Genomic DNA, 22,484 nt, shown 5'->3' with positions numbered 1-22,484 from the left:
GGACGCAATGACACATCCGTTAATTAAGCAACCTAAAATGATACAAGCCAAGCATCATAATCTTAATTATGAACAAAAGACGCTGGTCATGGGAATTTTAAATGTCACACCTGACTCTTTTTCAGATGGAGGCAAATTTAATCAAATTGATAAAGCGTTGGCTCATGCGAAACAGTTGATGGAAGATGGAGCGCATATCATTGACATCGGTGGAGAATCAACCCGCCCAGGTGCAACACTTGTATCAGAGCAAGAGGAGCTCTCAAGGGTCATTCCTGTCATTGAGAAGATCACAAAGGAATTGGATGTTCCAATTTCAATCGACACTTATAAGGCTCACGTGGCTGATGAGGCTGTGAAAGCCGGAGCATCCATCATTAATGACGTATGGGGCGCCAAGGCAGACAATCAAATGGCACATGTTGCTGCTAAGCATGAAGTTCCAATCATTTTGATGCATAATCGACCAGAGCGAAACTATACACATCTCATTTCAGATATGATTGCAGATTTAAAAGAAAGTGTACAAATCGTTAAACAAGCTGGTGTTCGTGATGAAATGATTATACTAGACCCTGGCATTGGTTTTGCGAAAAACAAAGTAGACAATCTAGTGATTATGAATGAGCTCGAAACGTTTTGCCATCTAGGCTATCCGTTATTACTTGCTACGTCTAGAAAGCGATTCATTGGCGCAGTCTTAGACTTACCCCCAGACGAACGAATTGAAGGAACAGGTGCGACAGTTTGCCTCGGTATTCAAAAAGGGAGTGCAATGGTACGGGTCCATGATGTCAAAGAAATCGCAAGAATGGCAAAAATGATGGATGCTATGTTGAATAAAGGAGGCGGTTATCATCGATAAAGTCTATGTAAACGGGATGGAGTTTTATGGCTATCATGGTGTTTTTGCAGAAGAGAATAAATTAGGTCAACGATTTCGTGTAGATTTAATAGCTTCTCTCGATCTAAGTAAAGCTGGTCAAACCGATGATTTAAATGAAACGATTAACTATGCAGAGCTTTACCAAATATGCAAAAGCATTGTGGAAGGTGAGCCAGTCAATTTGGTTGAAACATTAACAGAAAGAATTGCAAACCAAGTGCTAAAAGATTTTCAGTCAGTTCAGGAATGTACAGTAAAAGTCATCAAGCCAGATCCCCCAATTCCAGGACACTATCAATCTGTTGCGATTGAAATGACGAGATCACGCACATGAACAATACAGCATATATCGCTTTAGGCTCAAACATTGGAAAAAAAGAAACTTACTTAAAAGAAGCGGTCAAAAAACTGCACGAACATCCAGACGTCCAAGTAGAATCAATATCATCTATATACGAAACAGCACCAGTAGGATATGTGAATCAAGATGACTTTTTGAACATGGCGGTGAAGATTTCAACATCACTTCGTCCAGAGGAACTACTGGCTCTCACACAGCAAATTGAACATGAGTTAGGCAGGACAAGAGAAGTCAGGTGGGGGCCTCGGACGGCAGACCTTGACATTTTACTTTATAATCGTGAAAATATTGAATCAGAACAACTTGTGATTCCTCATCCTAGAATGTATGAACGTTTATTCGTCCTTGTCCCTATGAGTGAGATTTGCCCAGAAATCGGCGAAGTGCAAATCAATGCCGTAACAGATCAAGAAGGTGTAAGTATATGGAAAAAGACATGTGGGGTAGAAGAATTCGTGCATACCGAAAGCTAAAAGGGTATACTCAGGAAGGGTTCGCTAAAAGGCTGAGTATTTCCGTCTCTGTCTTAGGAGAAATTGAGCGAGGCAATCGATTACCAACAAAACAAATGGTTGATCAGATAGCAGATGCTTTAAATATAACGGTGGAAGAACTTTCGCCAATAACAGAGGAAGAAAGGAGGGGTGGAGATGTTTAAGATTGGCAATATTGAAATTAAAAATAAAGTCGTGCTTGCGCCTATGGCTGGTGTTTGTAACTCAGCCTTCAGACTAACCGTTAAGGAGTTTGGAGCGGGATTAGTCTGCGCTGAAATGGTCAGTGACAAAGCGATTCTGCTTAACAACGCCAGAACAATGGGGATGCTCTACATTGATGAACGTGAAAAACCACTGAGCCTTCAGATTTTTGGAGGAGAAAAGGACACACTCGTAGAAGCGGCAAAATTTGTTGATCAACATACAACCGCTGATATTATTGATATTAACATGGGTTGTCCAGTACCAAAAATTACAAAATGTGATGCAGGCGCTAAATGGCTCCTAGATCCAAACAAGATTTATGAAATGGTGTCCGCTGTCGTTAATGCTGTAGATAAACCAGTCACTGTGAAAATGAGAATGGGCTGGGATGATGATCATATCTTCGCCATTGAAAATGCCTGTGCTGTTGAGAGAGCAGGCGGACAAGCGATTGCTCTTCATGGTCGTACCCGTGTTCAAATGTACGAAGGTACAGCAAATTGGGATATCATTAAAGAGGTGAAGCAATCCGTATCTATTCCTGTCATAGGAAATGGTGATGTCAAAACCCCTCAAGATGCAAAACGTATGCTTGATGAAACAGGTGTGGATGCTGTCATGATCGGCCGAGCAGCACTAGGAAACCCATGGATGATTTATCGTACGGTTCATTATTTAGAAACGGGTGAATTAAAAGAAGAGCCGAAAGTACATGAAAAAATGTCTGTCTGCAAACTTCACTTAGACAGGCTCATTGACCTAAAAGGTGAACATGTCGCTGTAAGAGAGATGAGAAAACATGCAGCATGGTATCTAAAAGGCGTACGCGGTAACGCCGAAGTAAGGAATAAAATTAATCAATGCGAAACAAGGGCTGAGCTTGTACAGGTTCTTGATAATTTTACGATCGAAGCCGAGGCAAAAGAGCTTCAAAGTATAAAAGTAGGATAAGACGATCTTTTCTATTGCAGCTCACTGCGAGTGTATGTACTGGCAGTTTTTCTGCTTTTCTCTGCAAAATTAATTATTGGAGTGAGATAAATGAGTAATGAAGGGCTTAATAACGAAGAATTAAATGATCAATTCCAAGTCAGACGTGACAAAATGAATAAAATGCGAGAAGAAGGTATCGATCCTTTTGGTGAGCGATATGACCGTTCTCATCAATCTGCACAGATTATCGCAGAATTTGACAAATTTTCTAAAGAAGATTTAGAAGAAAAAGCTGCACAGGTGACAATTGCTGGTCGTATGATGACAAAGAGAGGAAAAGGTAAAGCTGGTTTTGCGCACATTCAAGACTTAGAAGGACAAATCCAAATTTACGTTCGTAAAGATAGTGTAGGTGAAGAAGCTTACGAGCTATTTAAAAGCTCAGACCTAGGCGACATTATTGGTGTCAAAGGAACTGTATTTAAAACGAATGTAGGGGAGCTTTCTATTAAAGCGACTAGTTTTGAGATTCTAACAAAAGCACTTCGTCCCCTTCCTGATAAATATCATGGTCTAAAAGATGTTGAACAACGTTATCGTCAGCGTTACCTTGACCTGATTGTAAATCCTGAAAGTAAGCAAACGTTCATCATGCGAAGCAAAATCATTCAATCAATGAGAAGATACCTAGATTCTAAAGGATACCTAGAAGTTGAAACGCCAACTATGCATAGCATTCCTGGCGGTGCATCAGCACGTCCTTTTATTACTCATCATAATGCACTTGATATGCCGCTATACATGCGTATTGCAATTGAGTTGCACTTGAAACGTCTGATCGTGGGCGGACTAGAGAAAGTATACGAGATTGGACGCGTATTCCGTAACGAAGGTGTATCTACCCGCCACAACCCAGAATTTACAATGATCGAATTATATGAAGCATATGCAGATTATCAAGATATCATGAACCTGACTGAAAACCTCATTGCCCACATTGCACAAGAAGTATTGGGAACAACGACCATTCAATATGGAGAAGATGAAATCGATCTAAAACCTCAATGGAAGAGGCTTCATATGGTTGAAGCGGTTAAAGAAGCAACAGGTGTAGACTTCTGGAAAGAGATGTCTATAGAAGAAGCGAAGCAACATGCTGCTGATCATGGGATTGAAATTACGAAAAATATGACAGTGGGCCATATTATTAATGAGTTCTTTGAACAAAAGGTAGAAGAAACATTGATTCAACCTACCTTTATTTATGGACATCCAGTTGAGATTTCTCCATTAGCAAAGAAAAATCCTGAAGATCCTCGTTTCACTGATCGTTTTGAGCTGTTTATTGTACGTCGTGAGCATGCGAATGCATTTACAGAGCTGAACGATCCTATCGATCAAAGAGAACGCTTTGAAGCTCAATTAAAAGAGCGTGAAGAAGGAAATGATGAAGCACATCTGATGGATGACGACTTTGTTGAAGCATTAGAATATGGAATGCCTCCAACTGGTGGATTAGGTATCGGTATCGATCGATTGATTATGTTGTTGACAAATTCACCTTCAATCCGAGATGTATTACTTTTCCCGCAAATGAGAAACCGTTAATCCATCAATAAAAGCGCCGTTTTACAAATGGCGCTTTTATTTTTTCTTAAAATGAAACTTTTTTTAAAAAATCTATTGCAAGTAAAGAAACAAGGTGGTATATTATTATTCGTTGCCGCAAAACAGCAACGAGGTTGAAAAAGAAGTTGAAAAAATTCTTGACTTTAACCGATGCGAAATGATAACATATTAAAGTCGCCCATGAGCGATAATGAAATGATCTTTGAAAACTAAACAAGACAAAACGTACCTGTTCATTCGAGATTTGATAAAAAATCCTATGATATGATATATCATAGGTAGTCAGTCAAACTGACGAGGCAGGAGAATGATCACATGCTAAGTTACATTGTGTAGCAACGCATGTGTGATATGCATCCTGCATACTTCGGAGAGTTTGATCCTGGCTCAGGACGAACGCTGGCGGCGTGCCTAATACATGCAAGTCGAGCGGACAGAAGGGAGCTTGCTCCTGGAAGTTAGCGGCGGACGGGTGAGTAACACGTGGGTAACCTGCCTGTAAGACTGGGATAACTCCGGGAAACCGGAGCTAATACCGGATAATTCCTTGAACCGCATGGTTCAAGGATGAAAGACGGTTTCGGCTGTCACTTACAGATGGACCCGCGGCGCATTAGCTAGTTGGTGAGGTAATGGCTCACCAAGGCGACGATGCGTAGCCGACCTGAGAGGGTGATCGGCCACACTGGGACTGAGACACGGCCCAGACTCCTACGGGAGGCAGCAGTAGGGAATCTTCCGCAATGGACGAAAGTCTGACGGAGCAACGCCGCGTGAGTGAAGAAGGTTTTCGGATCGTAAAGCTCTGTTGTTAGGGAAGAACAAGTACGAGAGTCACTGCTCGTACCATGACGGTACCTAACCAGAAAGCCACGGCTAACTACGTGCCAGCAGCCGCGGTAATACGTAGGTGGCAAGCGTTGTCCGGAATTATTGGGCGTAAAGGGCTCGCAGGCGGTTTCTTAAGTCTGATGTGAAAGCCCCCGGCTCAACCGGGGAAGGTCATTGGAAACTGGGGAACTTGAGTGCAGAAGAGGAGAGTGGAATTCCACGTGTAGCGGTGAAATGCGTAGAGATGTGGAGGAACACCAGTGGCGAAGGCGACTCTCTGGTCTGTAACTGACGCTGAGGAGCGAAAGCGTGGGGAGCGAACAGGATTAGATACCCTGGTAGTCCACGCCGTAAACGATGAGTGCTAAGTGTTAGGGGGTTTCCGCCCCTTAGTGCTGCAGCTAACGCATTAAGCACTCCGCCTGGGAAGTACGGTCGCAAGACTGAAACTCAAAGGAATTGACGGGGGCCCGCACAAGCGGTGGAGCATGTGGTTTAATTCGAAGCAACGCGAAGAACCTTACCAGGTCTTGACATCCTCTGACAACCCTAGAGATAGGGCTTTCCCTTCGGGGACAGAGAGACAGGTGGTGCATGGTTGTCGTCAGCTCGTGTCGTGAGATGTTGGGTTAAGTCCCGCAACGAGCGCAACCCTTGATCTTAGTTGCCAGCATTCAGTTGGGCACTCTAAGGTGACTGCCGGTGACAAACCGGAGGAAGGTGGGGATGACGTCAAATCATCATGCCCCTTATGACCTGGGCTACACACGTGCTACAATGGACAGAACAAAGGGCTGCGAGACCGCAAGGTTGAGCGAATCCCACAAATCTGTTCTCAGTTCGGATCGCAGTCTGCAACTCGACTGCGTGAAGCTGGAATCGCTAGTAATCGCGGATCAGCATGCCGCGGTGAATACGTTCCCGGGCCTTGTACACACCGCCCGTCACACCACGAGAGTTTGCAACACCCGAAGTCGGTGAGGTAACCTTTATGGAGCCAGCCGCCGAAGGTGGGGCAGATGATTGGGGTGAAGTCGTAACAAGGTAGCCGTATCGGAAGGTGCGGCTGGATCACCTCCTTTCTAAGGATATATGGAGCAGTGTGCGTTTTGGTCTTGTTTAGTTTTGAAGGATTATGCCTTCAAAACATGTCTCTAGCGAGACAGAATTGTTCTTTGAAAAATAGATAACAATAAGTAATACATTCACATTGAATGCAAAGTGTATCACAAAGTGATTCTTTCTAAAGTAAGAAATGGTTAAGTTAGAAAGGGCGCACGGTGGATGCCTTGGCACTAGGAGCCGATGAAGGACGGGACGAACACCGATATGCTTCGGGGAGCTGTAAGCAAGCATTGATCCGGAGATTTCCGAATGGGGAAACCCACTGCTCGTAATGGAGTAGTATCCATACTTGAATACATAGAGTATGAGAAGGCATACCCGGGGAACTGAAACATCTAAGTACCCGGAGGAAGAGAAAGCAAATGCGATTCCCTAAGTAGCGGCGAGCGAAACGGGAACAGCCCAAACCAAGAGGCTTGCCTCTTGGGGTTGTAGGACACTCTATACGGAGTTACAAAGGAATGATATAAGCGAAGAGGTCTGGAAAGGCCCGCCAGAGAAGGTAACAGCCCTGTAACTGAAATGTCATTCTCTCCAGAGTGGATCCTGAGTACGGCGGAACACGTGAAATTCCGTCGGAATCCGGGAGGACCATCTCCCAAGGCTAAATACTCCCTAGTGACCGATAGTGAACCAGTACCGTGAGGGAAAGGTGAAAAGCACCCCGGAAGGGGAGTGAAATAGATCCTGAAACCGTGTGCCTACAAGTAGTCAGAGCCCGTTAACGGGTGATGGCGTGCCTTTTGTAGAATGAACCGGCGAGTTACGATCCCGTGCAAGGTTAAGCAGAAGATGCGGAGCCGCAGCGAAAGCGAGTCTGAATAGGGCGCAAGAGTACGTGGTCGTAGACCCGAAACCAGGTGATCTACCCATGCCCAGGGTGAAGTTCAGGTAACACTGAATGGAGGCCCGAACCCACGCACGTTGAAAAGTGCGGGGATGAGGTGTGGGTAGGGGTGAAATGCCAATCGAACCTGGAGATAGCTGGTTCTCTCCGAAATAGCTTTAGGGCTAGCCTCAAGGTAAGAGTCTCGGAGGTAGAGCACTGATTGGACTAGGGGCCCCTACCGGGTTACCGAATTCAGTCAAACTCCGAATGCCGATGACTTATCCTTGGGAGTCAGACTGCGAGTGATAAGATCCGTAGTCGAAAGGGAAACAGCCCAGACCGCCAGCTAAGGTCCCAAAGTATACGTTAAGTGGAAAAGGATGTGGAGTTGCTTAGACAACCAGGATGTTGGCTTAGAAGCAGCCACCATTTAAAGAGTGCGTAATAGCTCACTGGTCGAGTGACTCTGCGCCGAAAATGTACCGGGGCTAAACGTATCACCGAAGCTGCGGACTGTTCTAACGAACAGTGGTAGGAGAGCGTTCTAAGGGCAGAGAAGCCAGACCGGAAGGACTGGTGGAGCGCTTAGAAGTGAGAATGCCGGTATGAGTAGCGAAAGACGGGTGAGAATCCCGTCCACCGAATGCCTAAGGTTTCCTGAGGAAGGCTCGTCCGCTCAGGGTCAGTCGGGACCTAAGCCGAGGCCGAAAGGCGTAGGCGATGGACAACAGGTTGATATTCCTGTACCACCTCCTCACCATTTGAGCAATGGGGGGACGCAGGAGGATAGGGTAAGCGCGGTAATGGATATCCGCGTCCAAGCAGTTAGGCTGGGAAATAGGCAAATCCGTTTCCCGAAAAGGCTGAGCTGTGATGGCGAGCGAAATTTAGTAGCGAAGTTCCTGATTCCACACTGCCAAGAAAAGCCTCTAGCGAGGTGAGAGGTGCCCGTACCGCAAACCGACACAGGTAGGCGAGGAGAGAATCCTAAGGTGATCGAGAGAACTCTCGTTAAGGAACTCGGCAAAATGACCCCGTAACTTCGGGAGAAGGGGTGCTTCTTAGGGTGTTAAAGCCCCGAGAAGCCGCAGTGAATAGGCCCAGGCGACTGTTTAGCAAAAACACAGGTCTCTGCGAAGCCGTAAGGCGAAGTATAGGGGCTGACGCCTGCCCGGTGCTGGAAGGTTAAGAGGAGCGCTTAGCGTAAGCGAAGGTGCGAATTGAAGCCCCAGTAAACGGCGGCCGTAACTATAACGGTCCTAAGGTAGCGAAATTCCTTGTCGGGTAAGTTCCGACCCGCACGAAAGGCGCAACGATCTGGGCACTGTCTCAACGAGAGACTCGGTGAAATTATAGTACCTGTGAAGATGCAGGTTACCCGCGACAGGACGGAAAGACCCCGTGGAGCTTTACTGCAGCCTGATATTGAATGTTGGTACAGCTTGTACAGGATAGGTAGGAGCCTTGGAAACCGGAGCGCCAGCTTCGGTGGAGGCATCGGTGGGATACTACCCTGGCTGTATTGACCTTCTAACCCGCTGCCCTTAACGGGCAGGGAGACAGTGTCAGGCGGGCAGTTTGACTGGGGCGGTCGCCTCCTAAAATGTAACGGAGGCGCCCAAAGGTTCCCTCAGAATGGTTGGAAATCATTCGCAGAGTGTAAAGGCACAAGGGAGCTTGACTGCGAGACCTACAAGTCGAGCAGGGACGAAAGTCGGGCTTAGTGATCCGGTGGTTCCGCATGGAAGGGCCATCGCTCAACGGATAAAAGCTACCCCGGGGATAACAGGCTTATCTCCCCCAAGAGTCCACATCGACGGGGAGGTTTGGCACCTCGATGTCGGCTCATCGCATCCTGGGGCTGTAGTCGGTCCCAAGGGTTGGGCTGTTCGCCCATTAAAGCGGTACGCGAGCTGGGTTCAGAACGTCGTGAGACAGTTCGGTCCCTATCCGTCGCGGGCGCAGGAAATTTGAGAGGAGCTGTCCTTAGTACGAGAGGACCGGGATGGACGCACCGCTGGTGTACCAGTTGTTCTGCCAAGGGCATCGCTGGGTAGCTATGTGCGGACGGGATAAGTGCTGAAAGCATCTAAGCATGAAGCCCCCCTCAAGATGAGATTTCCCATTCCGCAAGGAAGTAAGATCCCTGAAAGATGATCAGGTTGATAGGTCTGAGGTGGAAGCGTGGTGACACGTGGAGCTGACAGATACTAATCGATCGAGGACTTAACCTATATTCTAATGTGAAGCATGAACATTGTTATCTAGTTTTGAGAGAACATTCTCTCCATCAGGTTTGGTGGCGATAGCGAAGAGGTCACACCCGTTCCCATACCGAACACGGAAGTTAAGCTCTTCAGCGCCGATGGTAGTTGGGGGTCTCCCCCTGTGAGAGTAGGACGCCGCCAAGCTTGTCTAAAGATCAGTTCCATTCGGAACTGGTCTTTTTTGTGTTTTTCAGGAAAGGTCGATCATGGATCTCGATATGATAATGGCATCTATTGCAGTCTAACCAGCGTCTCGATTTTTATCAGTTTCACATACCCAGTGGAAACTTAATATAAAGATAAATCACTATGCTTGCGAAAGTGCACAAGAATAATATTGCCGTGATAAAAGGGAGAATAGTGTGTGGATTCTATAAAAGTGATTTTTTTATCAAGAGAGTATTCTTAATTGGCCATCTGCTATTTAGAGAAAGAGAAACACACCTTATTAGAACAAGATGTATGAAAAGAGAGAGTGCTCATGACAAATGATAAAGAAATGTTGCTGTGCAAACAGTTTTTTATACGAAAATGATTTATCAGAAAAATAAAATAAAGAGAGATATTTAACTTGAACGATCAGCCGTTGATGAAATACAAAATCCGTAGAACAGCATATAAGAGTGTGTTTTTTACATTGATAATGGCCGATTAGAGGTATTTTTAACAAAAAGCATTTAAAAATGAAAAAAGACTTTTAAAAGGTTGAAACAAGTGGTAGAATTCTTAAGGTGACTTAACGAAGAATGAAGAGAAATGGCTTTAAAATAAGTTCAAAAATTATTTTAAAAAAGTCTTTACAAACAATATCTTATCGTTATATAATACTATTTGTCAGATTGAGAGCCATTCGGAATGATACTGATATGGAGGATTAGCTCAGCTGGGAGAGCATCTGCCTTACAAGCAGAGGGTCGGCGGTTCGAGCCCGTCATCCTCCACCATATATATTCTTACATAATGTTAGGATAGATAAAGCCGGTGTAGCTCAATTGGTAGAGCAACTGACTTGTAATCAGTAGGTTGGGGGTTCAAGTCCTCTTGCCGGCACCACTTTCATATGGTAAGATAGACAAGTCGCTTTGAAAGCGAGCCATTAGCTCAGTTGGTAGAGCATCTGACTTTTAATCAGAGGGTCGAAGGTTCGAGTCCTTCATGGCTCACCATTTTCATGCGGGTGTGGCGGAATTGGCAGACGCGCTAGACTTAGGATCTAGTGTCTTTATGACGTGGGGGTTCAAGTCCCTTCACCCGCATTGCCACATGACATAAAGAAATCCTGTAATGCGGAAGTAGTTCAGTGGTAGAACACCACCTTGCCAAGGTGGGGGTCGCGGGTTCGAATCCCGTCTTCCGCTTATACCATCCACGCCGGGGTGGTGGAATTGGCAGACACACAGGACTTAAAATCCTGCGGTAGGTGACTACCGTGCCGGTTCAAGTCCGGCCCTCGGCATAATATAATAAGCGCCCGTAGCTCAATTGGATAGAGCGTTTGACTACGGATCAAAAGGTTAGGGGTTCGACTCCTCTCGGGCGCGCCATTTCGGGAAGTAGCTCAGCTTGGTAGAGCACTTGGTTTGGGACCAAGGGGTCGCAGGTTCGAATCCTGTCTTCCCGACCATCTTTTCATGGGGCCTTAGCTCAGCTGGGAGAGCGCCTGCCTTGCACGCAGGAGGTCAGCGGTTCGATCCCGCTAGGCTCCACCAACATGATCTTTGAAAACTAAACAAGACAAAACGTACCTGTTCATTCGAGATTTGATAAAAAATCCTATGATACATCATAGGTAGTCAGTCAAACTGACGAGGCAGGAGAATGATCACATGCTAAGTTACATTGTGTAGCAGCGCATGTGTGATATGCATCCTGCATACTTCGGAGAGTTTGATCCTGGCTCAGGACGAACGCTGGCGGCGTGCCTAATACATGCAAGTCGAGCGAACAGAAGGGAGCTTGCTCCCGGAAGTTAGCGGCGGACGGGTGAGTAACACGTGGGTAACCTGCCTGTAAGACTGGGATAACTCCGGGAAACCGGAGCTAATACCGGATAGTTCCTTGAACCGCATGGTTCAAGGATGAAAGACGGTTTCGGCTGTCACTTACAGATGGACCCGCGGCGCATTAGCTAGTTGGTGAGGTAATGGCTCACCAAGGCGACGATGCGTAGCCGACCTGAGAGGGTGATCGGCCACACTGGGACTGAGACACGGCCCAGACTCCTACGGGAGGCAGCAGTAGGGAATCTTCCGCAATGGACGAAAGTCTGACGGAGCAACGCCGCGTGAGTGAAGAAGGTTTTCGGATCGTAAAGCTCTGTTGTTAGGGAAGAACAAGTACGAGAGTCACTGCTCGTACCATGACGGTACCTAACCAGAAAGCCACGGCTAACTACGTGCCAGCAGCCGCGGTAATACGTAGGTGGCAAGCGTTGTCCGGAATTATTGGGCGTAAAGGGCTCGCAGGCGGTTTCTTAAGTCTGATGTGAAAGCCCCCGGCTCAACCGGGGAAGGTCATTGGAAACTGGGGAACTTGAGTGCAGAAGAGGAGAGTGGAATTCCACGTGTAGCGGTGAAATGCGTAGAGATGTGGAGGAACACCAGTGGCGAAGGCGACTCTCTGGTCTGTAACTGACGCTGAGGAGCGAAAGCGTGGGGAGCGAACAGGATTAGATACCCTGGTAGTCCACGCCGTAAACGATGAGTGCTAAGTGTTAGGGGGTTTCCGCCCCTTAGTGCTGCAGCTAACGCATTAAGCACTCCGCCTGGGGAGTACGGTCGCAAGACTGAAACTCAAAGGAATTGACGGGGGCCCGCACAAGCGGTGGAGCATGTGGTTTAATTCGAAGCAACGCGAAGAACCTTACCAGGTCTTGACATCCTCTGACAACCCTAGAGATAGGGCTTTCCCTTCGGGGACAGAGAGACAGGTGGTGCATGGTTGTCGTCAGCTCGTGTCGTGAGATGTTGGGTTAAGTCCCGCAACGAGCGCAACCCTTGATCTTAGTTGCCAGCATTCAGTTGGGCACTCTAAGGTGACTGCCGGTGACAAACCGGAGGAAGGTGGGGATGACGTCAAATCATCATGCCCCTTATGACCTGGGCTACACACGTGCTACAATGGACAGAACAAAGGGCTGCGAGACCGCAAGGTTGAGCGAATCCCACAAATCTGTTCTCAGTTCGGATCGCAGTCTGCAACTCGACTGCGTGAAGCTGGAATCGCTAGTAATCGCGGATCAGCATGCCGCGGTGAATACGTTCCCGGGCCTTGTACACACCGCCCGTCACACCACGAGAGTTTGCAACACCCGAAGTCGGTGAGGTAACCTTTATGGAGCCAGCCGCCGAAGGTGGGGCAGATGATTGGGGTGAAGTCGTAACAAGGTAGCCGTATCGGAAGGTGCGGCTGGATCACCTCCTTTCTAAGGATATATGGAGCAGTGTGCGTTTTGGTCTTGTTTAGTTTTGAAGGATTATGCCTTCAAAACATGTCTCTAGCGAGACAGAATTGTTCTTTGAAAAATAGATAACAATAAGTAATACATTCACATTGAATGCAAAGTGTATCACAAAGTGATTCTTTCTAAAGTAAGAAATGGTTAAGTTAGAAAGGGCGCACGGTGGATGCCTTGGCACTAGGAGCCGATGAAGGACGGGACGAACACCGATATGCTTCGGGGAGCTGTAAGCAAGCATTGATCCGGAGATTTCCGAATGGGGAAACCCACTGCTCGTAATGGAGTAGTATCCATACTTGAATACATAGAGTATGAGAAGGCATACCCGGGGAACTGAAACATCTAAGTACCCGGAGGAAGAGAAAGCAAATGCGATTCCCTAAGTAGCGGCGAGCGAAACGGGAACAGCCCAAACCAAGAGGCTTGCCTCTTGGGGTTGTAGGACACTCTATACGGAGTTACAAAGGAATGATATAAGCGAAGAGGTCTGGAAAGGCCCGCCAGAGAAGGTAACAGCCCTGTAACTGAAATGTCATTCTCTCCAGAGTGGATCCTGAGTACGGCGGAACACGTGAAATTCCGTCGGAATCCGGGAGGACCATCTCCCAAGGCTAAATACTCCCTAGTGACCGATAGTGAACCAGTACCGTGAGGGAAAGGTGAAAAGCACCCCGGAAGGGGAGTGAAATAGATCCTGAAACCGTGTGCCTACAAGTAGTCAGAGCCCGTTAACGGGTGATGGCGTGCCTTTTGTAGAATGAACCGGCGAGTTACGATCCCGTGCAAGGTTAAGCAGAAGATGCGGAGCCGCAGCGAAAGCGAGTCTGAATAGGGCGCAAGAGTACGTGGTCGTAGACCCGAAACCAGGTGATCTACCCATGCCCAGGGTGAAGTTCAGGTAACACTGAATGGAGGCCCGAACCCACGCACGTTGAAAAGTGCGGGGATGAGGTGTGGGTAGGGGTGAAATGCCAATCGAACCTGGAGATAGCTGGTTCTCTCCGAAATAGCTTTAGGGCTAGCCTCAAGGTAAGAGTCTCGGAGGTAGAGCACTGATTGGACTAGGGGCCCCTACCGGGTTACCGAATTCAGTCAAACTCCGAATGCCGATGACTTATCCTTGGGAGTCAGACTGCGAGTGATAAGATCCGTAGTCGAAAGGGAAACAGCCCAGACCGCCAGCTAAGGTCCCAAAGTATACGTTAAGTGGAAAAGGATGTGGAGTTGCTTAGACAACCAGGATGTTGGCTTAGAAGCAGCCACCATTTAAAGAGTGCGTAATAGCTCACTGGTCGAGTGACTCTGCGCCGAAAATGTACCGGGGCTAAACGTATCACCGAAGCTGCGGACTGTTCTAACGAACAGTGGTAGGAGAGCGTTCTAAGGGCAGAGAAGCCAGACCGGAAGGACTGGTGGAGCGCTTAGAAGTGAGAATGCCGGTATGAGTAGCGAAAGACGGGTGAGAATCCCGTCCACCGAATGCCTAAGGTTTCCTGAGGAAGGCTCGTCCGCTCAGGGTCAGTCGGGACCTAAGCCGAGGCCGAAAGGCGTAGGCGATGGACAACAGGTTGATATTCCTGTACCACCTCCTCACCATTTGAGCAATGGGGGGACGCAGGAGGATAGGGTAAGCGCGGTAATGGATATCCGCGTCCAAGCAGTTAGGCTGGGAAATAGGCAAATCCGTTTCCCAAAAAGGCTGAGCTGTGATGGCGAGCGAAATTTAGTAGCGAAGTTCCTGATTCCACACTGCCAAGAAAAGCCTCTAGCGAGGTGAGAGGTGCCCGTACCGCAAACCGACACAGGTAGGCGAGGAGAGAATCCTAAGGTGATCGAGAGAACTCTCGTTAAGGAACTCGGCAAAATGACCCCGTAACTTCGGGAGAAGGGGTGCTTCTTAGGGTGTTAAAGCCCCGAGAAGCCGCAGTGAATAGGCCCAGGCGACTGTTTAGCAAAAACACAGGTCTCTGCGAAGCCGTAAGGCGAAGTATAGGGGCTGACGCCTGCCCGGTGCTGGAAGGTTAAGAGGAGCGCTTAGCGTAAGCGAAGGTGCGAATTGAAGCCCCAGTAAACGGCGGCCGTAACTATAACGGTCCTAAGGTAGCGAAATTCCTTGTCGGGTAAGTTCCGACCCGCACGAAAGGCGCAACGATCTGGGCACTGTCTCAACGAGAGACTCGGTGAAATTATAGTACCTGTGAAGATGCAGGTTACCCGCGACAGGACGGAAAGACCCCGTGGAGCTTTACTGCAGCCTGATATTGAATGTTGGTACAGCTTGTACAGGATAGGTAGGAGCCTTGGAAACCGGAGCGCCAGCTTCGGTGGAGGCATCGGTGGGATACTACCCTGGCTGTATTGACCTTCTAACCCGCTGCCCTTAACGGGCAGGGAGACAGTGTCAGGCGGGCAGTTTGACTGGGGCGGTCGCCTCCTAAAATGTAACGGAGGCGCCCAAAGGTTCCCTCAGAATGGTTGGAAATCATTCGCAGAGTGTAAAGGCACAAGGGAGCTTGACTGCGAGACCTACAAGTCGAGCAGGGACGAAAGTCGGGCTTAGTGATCCGGTGGTTCCGCATGGAAGGGCCATCGCTCAACGGATAAAAGCTACCCCGGGGATAACAGGCTTATCTCCCCCAAGAGTCCACATCGACGGGGAGGTTTGGCACCTCGATGTCGGCTCATCGCATCCTGGGGCTGTAGTCGGTCCCAAGGGTTGGGCTGTTCGCCCATTAAAGCGGTACGCGAGCTGGGTTCAGAACGTCGTGAGACAGTTCGGTCCCTATCCGTCGCGGGCGCAGGAAATTTGAGAGGAGCTGTCCTTAGTACGAGAGGACCGGGATGGACGCACCGCTGGTGTACCAGTTGTTCTGCCAAGGGCATCGCTGGGTAGCTATGTGCGGACGGGATAAGTGCTGAAAGCATCTAAGCATGAAGCCCCCCTCAAGATGAGATTTCCCATTCCGCAAGGAAGTAAGATCCCTGAAAGATGATCAGGTTGATAGGTCTGAGGTGGAAGCGTGGTGACACGTGGAGCTGACAGATACTAATCGATCGAGGACTTAACCTATATTCTAATGTGAAGCATGAACATTGTTATCTAGTTTTGAGAGAACATTCTCTCCATCAGGTTTGGTGGCGATAGCGAAGAGGTCACACCCGTTCCCATACCGAACACGGAAGTTAAGCTCTTCAGCGCCGATGGTAGTTGGGGGGTTTCCCCCTGTGAGAGTAGGACGCCGCCAAGCTTGTCTAAAGATCAGTTCCATTCGGAACTGGTCTTTTTTGTGTTTTTCAGAGGTTTGACATAAGATAAATGTGGAAATAATATTCTTAGTTGAGCGATTATCTTGAAAAATTGATCAAAAAAATTTATAGTAAGATTAAAGTCAAATATAGTCAAAGTCAATGGAGGAGGAGGCGGAGTGGCACAAAATATTTCTGATATCATCGAGCAGTATTTGAAGGAAGTTTTGGAACAGAATGGTCGAGAAATATTAGAAATTAAGCGCAATGAGATTGCAGATAAGTTTCAATGTGTACCTTCACAAATTAACTATGTTATCAATACACGCTTTACAAGTGAAAGAGGCTATATCGTTGAAAGTAAGCGTGGAGGCGGTGGCTATATCCGCATCATTAAAGTCAAAATGAATGATGAAGTCGATTTATTGAACAACATTATTTCTCAAATATATCATCGTTTATCACAGGCTGCATCTGATCATATCATCATGCGTCTTGTTGAAAATAACATTTTATCTGAAAGAGAAGCAAAGATGATGATCAGTGTCATGGACCGTTCTGTATTGCACATTGATTTACCTGAACGTGATGAGCTGAGGGCTCGGATGATGAAAGCGATGTTAAATGCTTTAAAATTAAAGTAAAGCGGGTGAAAAGATTGATTTGTCAAGAATGCAATGAGAGACCAGCCACTTTTCACTTTACAAAAGTTATAAATGGAGAAAAACAAGAAATGCACATATGTGAGCAATGTGCAAAAGAAAACAGTGATTCATATGCTATGAGTGGAAACCAAGGTTTCTCGATTCACAACTTATTGTCAGGATTATTAAATATTGATCCGAGCTTTACATCCAGTGCTAATAAAGGATCATCTATTTTTCAAGAAGCGAGAGAAGTGAACCAATGTCCAAAATGTGGGTTAACCTTTCAGCAGTTTAGAAAAACGGGTCGCTTTGGTTGTGCAGAATGCTATCGGACGTTTGATCAGTATCTTAATCCTGTGTTCCGGAAAGTTCATAGTGGAAATACAGTTCATAATGGAAAAGTTCCAAAACGAATTGCCGGCAACCTTCATGTACGCCGGAAGCTCGAGATGATGCAACAAGAGTTAAAACAGCTAATTGAGCAGGAAGAGTTTGAAAAAGCAGCGGAAGTTCGAGATCAAATTCGTGCTTTAGAGCAAGAGCAATCTCAGCAGAGGGAGGGAGATTAACGACATGTCACTCCAGCACTTTATTCAAGACGCATTGAGTCAATGGATGAAACAAAAAGGACCAGAAAGTGACATCGTTCTAAGCAGTCGCATTCGGCTAGCACGTAATCTAGAGCATGTTCGTTTCCCAACTCAGTTTTCTCAAGAAGAAGCTGAAGCTGTTCTCCAGCAATTCGAGCAGAAGTTTGCTAGCCAAGAAGTAAAAGATATTGGAAACTTTGTTCTTATTCGAATGAATGAAACGCAGCCTTTAGCGAAGAGGGTACTTGTTGAAAAACATCTGATTAGCCCCAACTTGGCAGAGTCAAGGTTTGGTGGCTGCTTGCTTTCTAAAAATGAAGAAATCAGTGTGATGCTAAATGAAGAAGACCATATTCGTATCCAATGCTTGTTCCCTGGATTTCAGCTTGCAAATGCTTTAAAGGTTGCAAATCAAGTAGATGACTGGATTGAAGAGCAGGTGGATTACGCGTTTTCAGAAAAGCGGGGATACTTAACAAGCTGTCCAACCAATGTAGGCACAGGAATTAGGGCGTCAGTCATGATGCATTTACCAGCATTAGCTCTCACAAGACAAATGAATCGTATCATTCCTGCAATTAATCAATTAGGTCTTGTGGTCAGAGGAATTTATGGTGAGGGTAGCGAAGCAATAGGAAACATCTTTCAGATCTCGAATCAAATGACGCTTGGTCAATCAGAAGAGAATATTGTGGATGACTTGAATAGTGTGACAGCTCAACTCATTGAACAAGAGCGATCTGCACGAAAAGCATTATATCAAACGTCTAAAATTGAACTTGAGGACAGAGTATACCGTTCTTTAGGAATATTGGCCAATTGTCGCATGATTGAATCGAAGGAGACAGCAAAGTGTCTTTCGGATGTGCGGCTTGGAATTGATTTAGGTATCATTAAGGGGCTTTCAAGTAATATACTGAATGAGCTCATGATTTTAACGCAGCCTGGTTTTCTCCAACAATATTCAGGAGGAGCCTTGGAGCCAAATGAAAGAGATATCAAACGAGCAGCGATTATTAGAGAAAGGCTGCGCTTAGAAATGCATAGGAATGGACAGGAGGATGAAACGATATGATGTTTGGAAGATTCACGGAAAGAGCTCAAAAGGTATTAGCGCTTGCACAAGAAGAAGCTATTCGCTTAGGCCATAAGAACATCGGAACAGAGCATATTTTACTTGGTCTTGTACGCGAAGGTGAGGGAATTGCCGCAAAAGCATTAGAAGCACTGGGTCTTGTTTCAGAAAAAATCCAAAAAGAAGTTGAAAGCTTGATTGGGAGAGGACAAGAGGTATCTCAAGCTATTCCTCATTATACGCCAAGAGCAAAGAAGGTTACTGAGCTTTCAATGGATGAAGCGAGAAAGCTAGGCCATTCCTATGTGGGGACAGAACATATTCTTTTAGGGCTGATTCGTGAAGGCGAGGGTGTAGCTGCCCGCGTATTAAACAATCTCGGAGTGAGCTTAAATAAAGCGCGTCAACAAGTATTACAGTTGCTTGGTAGCAATGAGACTGGTACCTCTACGGCAGGATCTAATAGCAATGCAAATACGCCAACTTTGGATAGTTTGGCTAGAGATTTAACAGCTATTGCAAAAGAGGACAGTTTAGATCCTGTCATTGGCCGAAGCAAAGAAATTCAACGTGTGATAGAGGTATTAAGTAGAAGAACGAAGAATAACCCTGTGCTAATCGGTGAACCAGGTGTTGGTAAAACAGCCATCGCAGAAGGTCTTGCACAGCAAATTATCCACAATGAAGTACCAGAAATATTACGTGATAAACGAGTGATGACACTCGATATGGGAACCGTTGTAGCGGGAACGAAGTATCGCGGTGAATTCGAGGATCGTTTAAAAAAAGTCATGGATGAAATTCGTCAGGCTGGAAATATTATTCTCTTCATTGATGAACTTCATACATTGATAGGTGCTGGTGGAGCAGAAGGGGCAATTGATGCTTCTAATATTTTAAAACCATCTTTAGCACGCGGTGAGCTTCAATGTATTGGGGCAACCACGTTAGATGAATATCGTAAATATATTGAAAAGGATGCTGCATTAGAACGCCGCTTCCAACCAATTCAAGTCGATCAGCCATCTGTCGATGAGAGTATTCAAATTTTAAAAGGACTGAGAGATCGTTATGAAGCGCATCATCGTGTATCCATTACGGATGAAGCAATTGAAGCTGCGGTGAAGTTATCTGATCGTTACATTTCTGATCGTTTCCTTCCTGATAAGGCGATTGATCTGATTGATGAGGCAGGTTCGAAGGTGCGTTTACGTTCTTTCACCACACCGCCTAATTTAAAGGAACTAGAGCAAAAGCTGGATGAGGTTCGAAAAGAAAAGGATGCAGCTGTTCAAAGTCAAGAATTTGAAAAAGCAGCTTCATTACGTGATACAGAGCAGCGTCTTCGTGAAAAAGTAGAAGTGACTAAGAAAACGTGGAAAGAAAAGCAGGGTCAAGAGAATTCAGAGGTATCTGTAGATGATATTGCGATGGTTGTGTCCAGTTGGACGGGAGTACCTGTTTCAAAAATTGCACAGACCGAAACAGATAAGCTTCTGAATATGGAACAATTGCTCCATTCCCGAGTCATTGGACAGGATGAAGCTGTTGTCGCTGTAGCAAAAGCAGTGAGACGTGCTCGTGCCGGATTAAAAGATCCAAAACGCCCGATTGGCTCCTTTATCTTCTTAGGTCCAACAGGGGTTGGTAAAACTGAGCTTGCAAGAGCACTGGCCGAGTCTATTTTCGGTGATGAAGAAGCGATGATCCGTATTGACATGTCTGAGTACATGGAGAAGCACTCTACGTCAAGACTTGTTGGTTCACCTCCAGGCTATGTTGGCTATGACGAAGGTGGTCAATTAACAGAAAAAGTAAGAAGAAAACCATATTCTGTAGTGCTGTTAGATGAGATCGAAAAAGCGCATCCAGATGTGTTTAATATCTTACTGCAAGTGTTAGAAGACGGACGTCTAACTGATTCTAAAGGGCGTACAGTAGACTTTAGAAATACCATTTTGATTATGACATCAAATGTTGGCGCTAGTGAACTGAAGCGAAATAAATATGTCGGCTTCAACGTTCAAGATGAAAGTCAAAATTACAAAGATATGAAAGGGAAAGTAATGGGTGAGTTGAAGCGTGCATTTAGACCAGAATTCATCAACCGTATTGATGAAATCATCGTTTTCCACTCACTTGAGAAAAAACATCTAAAAGAGATCGTTTCCCTCATGTCCGATCAATTGACTAAACGATTAAAAGAGCAGGATCTCTCAATTGAACTAACAGAGGCAGCGAAAGCGAAGATCGCCGATGAAGGTGTAGACCTTGAGTATGGAGCTCGTCCGTTAAGAAGAGCGATTCAAAAGCATGTGGAGGATCGTCTTTCTGAGGAATTGCTGAAGGGCAACATTCAAAAGGGTCAACATGTCGTAATAGATGTTGAAAATGGAGAATTTGTCGTAAAAGCAACTGCTGCTACGAATTAATATGGTAAGAAAAAAAGAGAGGCATACCGACAATACGTATGCCTCACTTTACTTATTTTTTGACCAGTATAAGGAGTTGTATTCTTCAATCTATGGCAAAGACAAAATCGAAATTTATATGCCAATCATGCGGCTATGAATCAGCCAAGTGGATGGGGAAATGTCCCGGCTGCGGCACATGGAACAGTATGACAGAAGAGGTCATTCGCAAAGAGCCAGCAAACCGACGAAGTGCTTTTAACCATTCTGTACAAACCGTCCATCAACCTTCACCAATATCTGCAATTGAAACATCAGAAGAACCCCGAATCAAAACAAATTTAGAAGAATTTAACCGAGTATTAGGAAGTGGAATTGTCAAAGGCTCTCTTGTTCTGATTGGCGGAGACCCTGGTATTGGTAAATCCACATTGTTATTACAAGTGTCAGCACAGCTCTCAGACCAGAAACAGAATGTGTTATACATATCTGGAGAGGAGTCAATCAAACAAACCAAACTGAGAGCAGACCGTCTTGGCATTGAAAGTGCCTCTTTACATGTTTTGGCTGAAACCGATATGGAGTATATAACGTCTGCTATACAAGAGATGAAACCCGCTTTTGTTGTGGTGGATTCGATTCAAACAGTCTATCAAAGCGATATTACATCAGCACCTGGCTCTGTTTCTCAGGTGAGGGAGTGCACAGCTCAATTGATGAAGATTGCGAAGACGAACGGAATTCCTATTTTTATCGTTGGTCACGTGACCAAAGAAGGATCGATTGCAGGACCGCGCCTTTTAGAGCATATGGTTGACACGGTTCTTTATTTTGAAGGAGAGCGGCATCATACATTTCGTATCCTAAGAGCAGTAAAAAACCGGTTTGGTTCCACAAATGAATTAGGAATTTTTGAAATGAGAGAGGAAGGGCTCTCGGAAGTATTAAACCCGTCTGAAATTTTTCTAGAAGAGCGGTCAGCGGGTGTATCAGGTTCGTGTGTCGTTGCATCAATGGAAGGAACAAGACCCGTTCTTGTGGAAATACAAGCATTAATTGCGCCAACAAGCTTTGGGAATCCGCGGAGAATGGCAACAGGTCTTGATCATAATCGTGTGTCATTACTGATGGCAGTCTTAGAAAAACGTGTAGGATTGTTGCTGCAGAATCAGGATGCGTATTTAAAAGTCGCTGGCGGTGTGAAGCTTGATGAACCAGCCATTGACCTAGCAATTGCCGTCAGTATTGCATCAAGCTTTAAGGATGCAGCACCGCATCAAGCGGATTGCTTTATAGGAGAAGTCGGTCTGACTGGAGAAGTCAGAAGAGTATCAAGAATTGAACAGCGTGTACAGGAAGCTACTAAACTAGGGTTTAAGCGAATGTTCATTCCTCAGGCGAATATGGATGGATGGAAAAAGCCTAGAGGGATTGAGTTAGTCGGTGTAGAAAATGTAGCGGAGGCACTTCGTATTTCACTAGGGGGATCATAG

Annotated in this window: 11 protein-coding genes, 9 tRNA genes and 6 rRNA genes; all 26 read left to right on the top strand. The window is 46.1% G+C overall.

What is annotated here, in order from left to right; genetic code table 11:
* Positions 1-7: 7 nt before the first annotated feature.
* The 26 genes from folP (at position 8) to radA (ending at position 22,484) form a co-directional block, all read left to right on the top strand.
* Positions 8-865, top strand: a complete 858-nt coding sequence (gene folP / locus ABVJ71_RS10930; RefSeq protein WP_353854037.1) for a dihydropteroate synthase — start codon at positions 8-10, stop codon at positions 863-865.
* Positions 858-1,220: a dihydroneopterin aldolase gene (gene folB, locus ABVJ71_RS10925; RefSeq protein WP_353856639.1), complete on the top strand. Its 363-nt coding sequence runs from the start codon at positions 858-860 to the stop codon at positions 1,218-1,220. Before folP ends, folB begins: the two co-directional genes overlap by 8 nt.
* Positions 1,217-1,720 (top strand): 2-amino-4-hydroxy-6-hydroxymethyldihydropteridine diphosphokinase, encoded by a 504-nt coding sequence (gene folK, locus ABVJ71_RS10920; protein WP_353854036.1) that lies wholly within the window; start codon positions 1,217-1,219, stop codon positions 1,718-1,720. The genes folB and folK overlap by 4 nt, the downstream gene beginning before the upstream one ends.
* Complete coding sequence (locus tag ABVJ71_RS10915) at positions 1,672-1,905, top strand: helix-turn-helix transcriptional regulator (RefSeq protein ID WP_353854035.1); 234 nt, start codon at positions 1,672-1,674, stop codon at positions 1,903-1,905. The genes folK and ABVJ71_RS10915 overlap by 49 nt, the downstream gene beginning before the upstream one ends.
* The gene (gene dusB / locus ABVJ71_RS10910) at positions 1,898-2,899 is read left to right on the top strand and encodes a tRNA dihydrouridine synthase DusB (protein ID WP_353854034.1); all 1,002 of its coding nucleotides are present in this window, start codon (positions 1,898-1,900) and stop codon (positions 2,897-2,899) included. The genes ABVJ71_RS10915 and dusB overlap by 8 nt, the downstream gene beginning before the upstream one ends.
* A 90-nt stretch (positions 2,900-2,989) precedes the next feature.
* On the top strand, positions 2,990-4,489 hold the full coding sequence (lysS, locus tag ABVJ71_RS10905; protein WP_353854033.1) for a lysine--tRNA ligase: 1,500 nt from the start codon (positions 2,990-2,992) through the stop codon (positions 4,487-4,489).
* A gap of 385 nt (positions 4,490-4,874) precedes the next feature.
* A 16S ribosomal RNA gene (locus tag ABVJ71_RS10900) occupies positions 4,875-6,423 on the top strand.
* A 175-nt stretch (positions 6,424-6,598) separates the two neighbouring features.
* Positions 6,599-9,529: ribosomal RNA gene (locus ABVJ71_RS10895) — 23S ribosomal RNA — on the top strand.
* Positions 9,530-9,590: 61 nt separating this feature from the next.
* Positions 9,591-9,706: ribosomal RNA gene (gene rrf / locus ABVJ71_RS10890) — 5S ribosomal RNA — on the top strand.
* A gap of 724 nt (positions 9,707-10,430) precedes the next feature.
* Positions 10,431-10,506, top strand: a tRNA-Val gene (locus tag ABVJ71_RS10885).
* 33 nt (positions 10,507-10,539) lie between these two features.
* Positions 10,540-10,615: transfer RNA gene (locus tag ABVJ71_RS10880), tRNA-Thr, on the top strand.
* A gap of 37 nt (positions 10,616-10,652) precedes the next feature.
* A tRNA-Lys gene (locus ABVJ71_RS10875) sits at positions 10,653-10,728 on the top strand.
* Positions 10,729-10,735: 7 nt separating this feature from the next.
* A tRNA-Leu gene (locus tag ABVJ71_RS10870) sits at positions 10,736-10,818 on the top strand.
* Positions 10,819-10,848: 30 nt separating this feature from the next.
* Positions 10,849-10,920: transfer RNA gene (locus tag ABVJ71_RS10865), tRNA-Gly, on the top strand.
* A 12-nt stretch (positions 10,921-10,932) separates the two neighbouring features.
* Positions 10,933-11,018, top strand: a tRNA-Leu gene (locus ABVJ71_RS10860).
* 11 nt (positions 11,019-11,029) lie between these two features.
* Positions 11,030-11,106 (top strand) — tRNA-Arg (locus ABVJ71_RS10855).
* A 3-nt stretch (positions 11,107-11,109) separates the two neighbouring features.
* Positions 11,110-11,186, top strand: a tRNA-Pro gene (locus ABVJ71_RS10850).
* 9 nt (positions 11,187-11,195) lie between these two features.
* Positions 11,196-11,271: transfer RNA gene (locus ABVJ71_RS10845), tRNA-Ala, on the top strand.
* A gap of 166 nt (positions 11,272-11,437) precedes the next feature.
* Positions 11,438-12,986 (top strand): 16S ribosomal RNA (locus ABVJ71_RS10840).
* A gap of 175 nt (positions 12,987-13,161) precedes the next feature.
* Positions 13,162-16,092, top strand: a 23S ribosomal RNA gene (locus ABVJ71_RS10835).
* A gap of 61 nt (positions 16,093-16,153) precedes the next feature.
* Positions 16,154-16,270 (top strand): 5S ribosomal RNA (gene rrf, locus ABVJ71_RS10830).
* The 16S, 23S and 5S rRNA genes sit together here with 9 tRNA genes alongside, the layout of an rRNA operon.
* Before the next feature lie 177 nt (positions 16,271-16,447).
* Positions 16,448-16,912: a CtsR family transcriptional regulator gene (locus tag ABVJ71_RS10825; RefSeq protein WP_353854032.1), complete on the top strand. Its 465-nt coding sequence runs from the start codon at positions 16,448-16,450 to the stop codon at positions 16,910-16,912.
* A 14-nt stretch (positions 16,913-16,926) separates the two neighbouring features.
* Positions 16,927-17,484 (top strand): UvrB/UvrC motif-containing protein, encoded by a 558-nt coding sequence (locus ABVJ71_RS10820; protein ID WP_353854031.1) that lies wholly within the window; start codon positions 16,927-16,929, stop codon positions 17,482-17,484.
* Between the two features lie 4 nt (positions 17,485-17,488).
* Positions 17,489-18,580, top strand: a complete 1,092-nt coding sequence (locus tag ABVJ71_RS10815) for a protein arginine kinase (protein WP_353854030.1) — start codon at positions 17,489-17,491, stop codon at positions 18,578-18,580.
* Entirely contained in the window at positions 18,577-21,012 is a 2,436-nt protein-coding gene (gene clpC / locus ABVJ71_RS10810) for an ATP-dependent protease ATP-binding subunit ClpC (RefSeq protein WP_353854029.1), read from the top strand. The genes ABVJ71_RS10815 and clpC overlap by 4 nt, the downstream gene beginning before the upstream one ends.
* A 92-nt stretch (positions 21,013-21,104) precedes the next feature.
* Complete coding sequence (radA, locus tag ABVJ71_RS10805; RefSeq protein ID WP_353854028.1) at positions 21,105-22,484, top strand: DNA repair protein RadA; 1,380 nt, start codon at positions 21,105-21,107, stop codon at positions 22,482-22,484.

The organism is Bacillus sp. Bos-x628 (genome assembly GCF_040500475.1).
Lineage (GTDB): Bacteria > Bacillota > Bacilli > Bacillales > Bacillaceae > Bacillus > Bacillus maqinnsis.
The sequence above is the reverse complement of the archived record's forward strand: the minus strand, read 5'-3'. Positions and strand labels throughout refer to the sequence as shown.

Excerpts from the sequence above, each read along its gene's own strand:
- ABVJ71_RS10915 (WP_353854035.1), top strand. The coding sequence starts at position 1,672 with ATGGAAAAAGACATGTGGGGTAGAAGAATTCGTGCATACCGAAAGCTA.
- radA (WP_353854028.1), top strand. The coding sequence starts at position 21,105 with ATGGCAAAGACAAAATCGAAATTTATATGCCAATCATGCGGCTATGAA.
- folK (WP_353854036.1), top strand. The coding sequence starts at position 1,217 with ATGAACAATACAGCATATATCGCTTTAGGCTCAAACATTGGAAAAAAA.
- lysS (WP_353854033.1), top strand. The coding sequence starts at position 2,990 with ATGAGTAATGAAGGGCTTAATAACGAAGAATTAAATGATCAATTCCAA.
- clpC (WP_353854029.1), top strand. The coding sequence starts at position 18,577 with ATGATGTTTGGAAGATTCACGGAAAGAGCTCAAAAGGTATTAGCGCTT.
- dusB (WP_353854034.1), top strand. The coding sequence starts at position 1,898 with ATGTTTAAGATTGGCAATATTGAAATTAAAAATAAAGTCGTGCTTGCG.
- ABVJ71_RS10815 (WP_353854030.1), top strand. The coding sequence starts at position 17,489 with ATGTCACTCCAGCACTTTATTCAAGACGCATTGAGTCAATGGATGAAA.
- folP (WP_353854037.1), top strand. The coding sequence starts at position 8 with ATGACACATCCGTTAATTAAGCAACCTAAAATGATACAAGCCAAGCAT.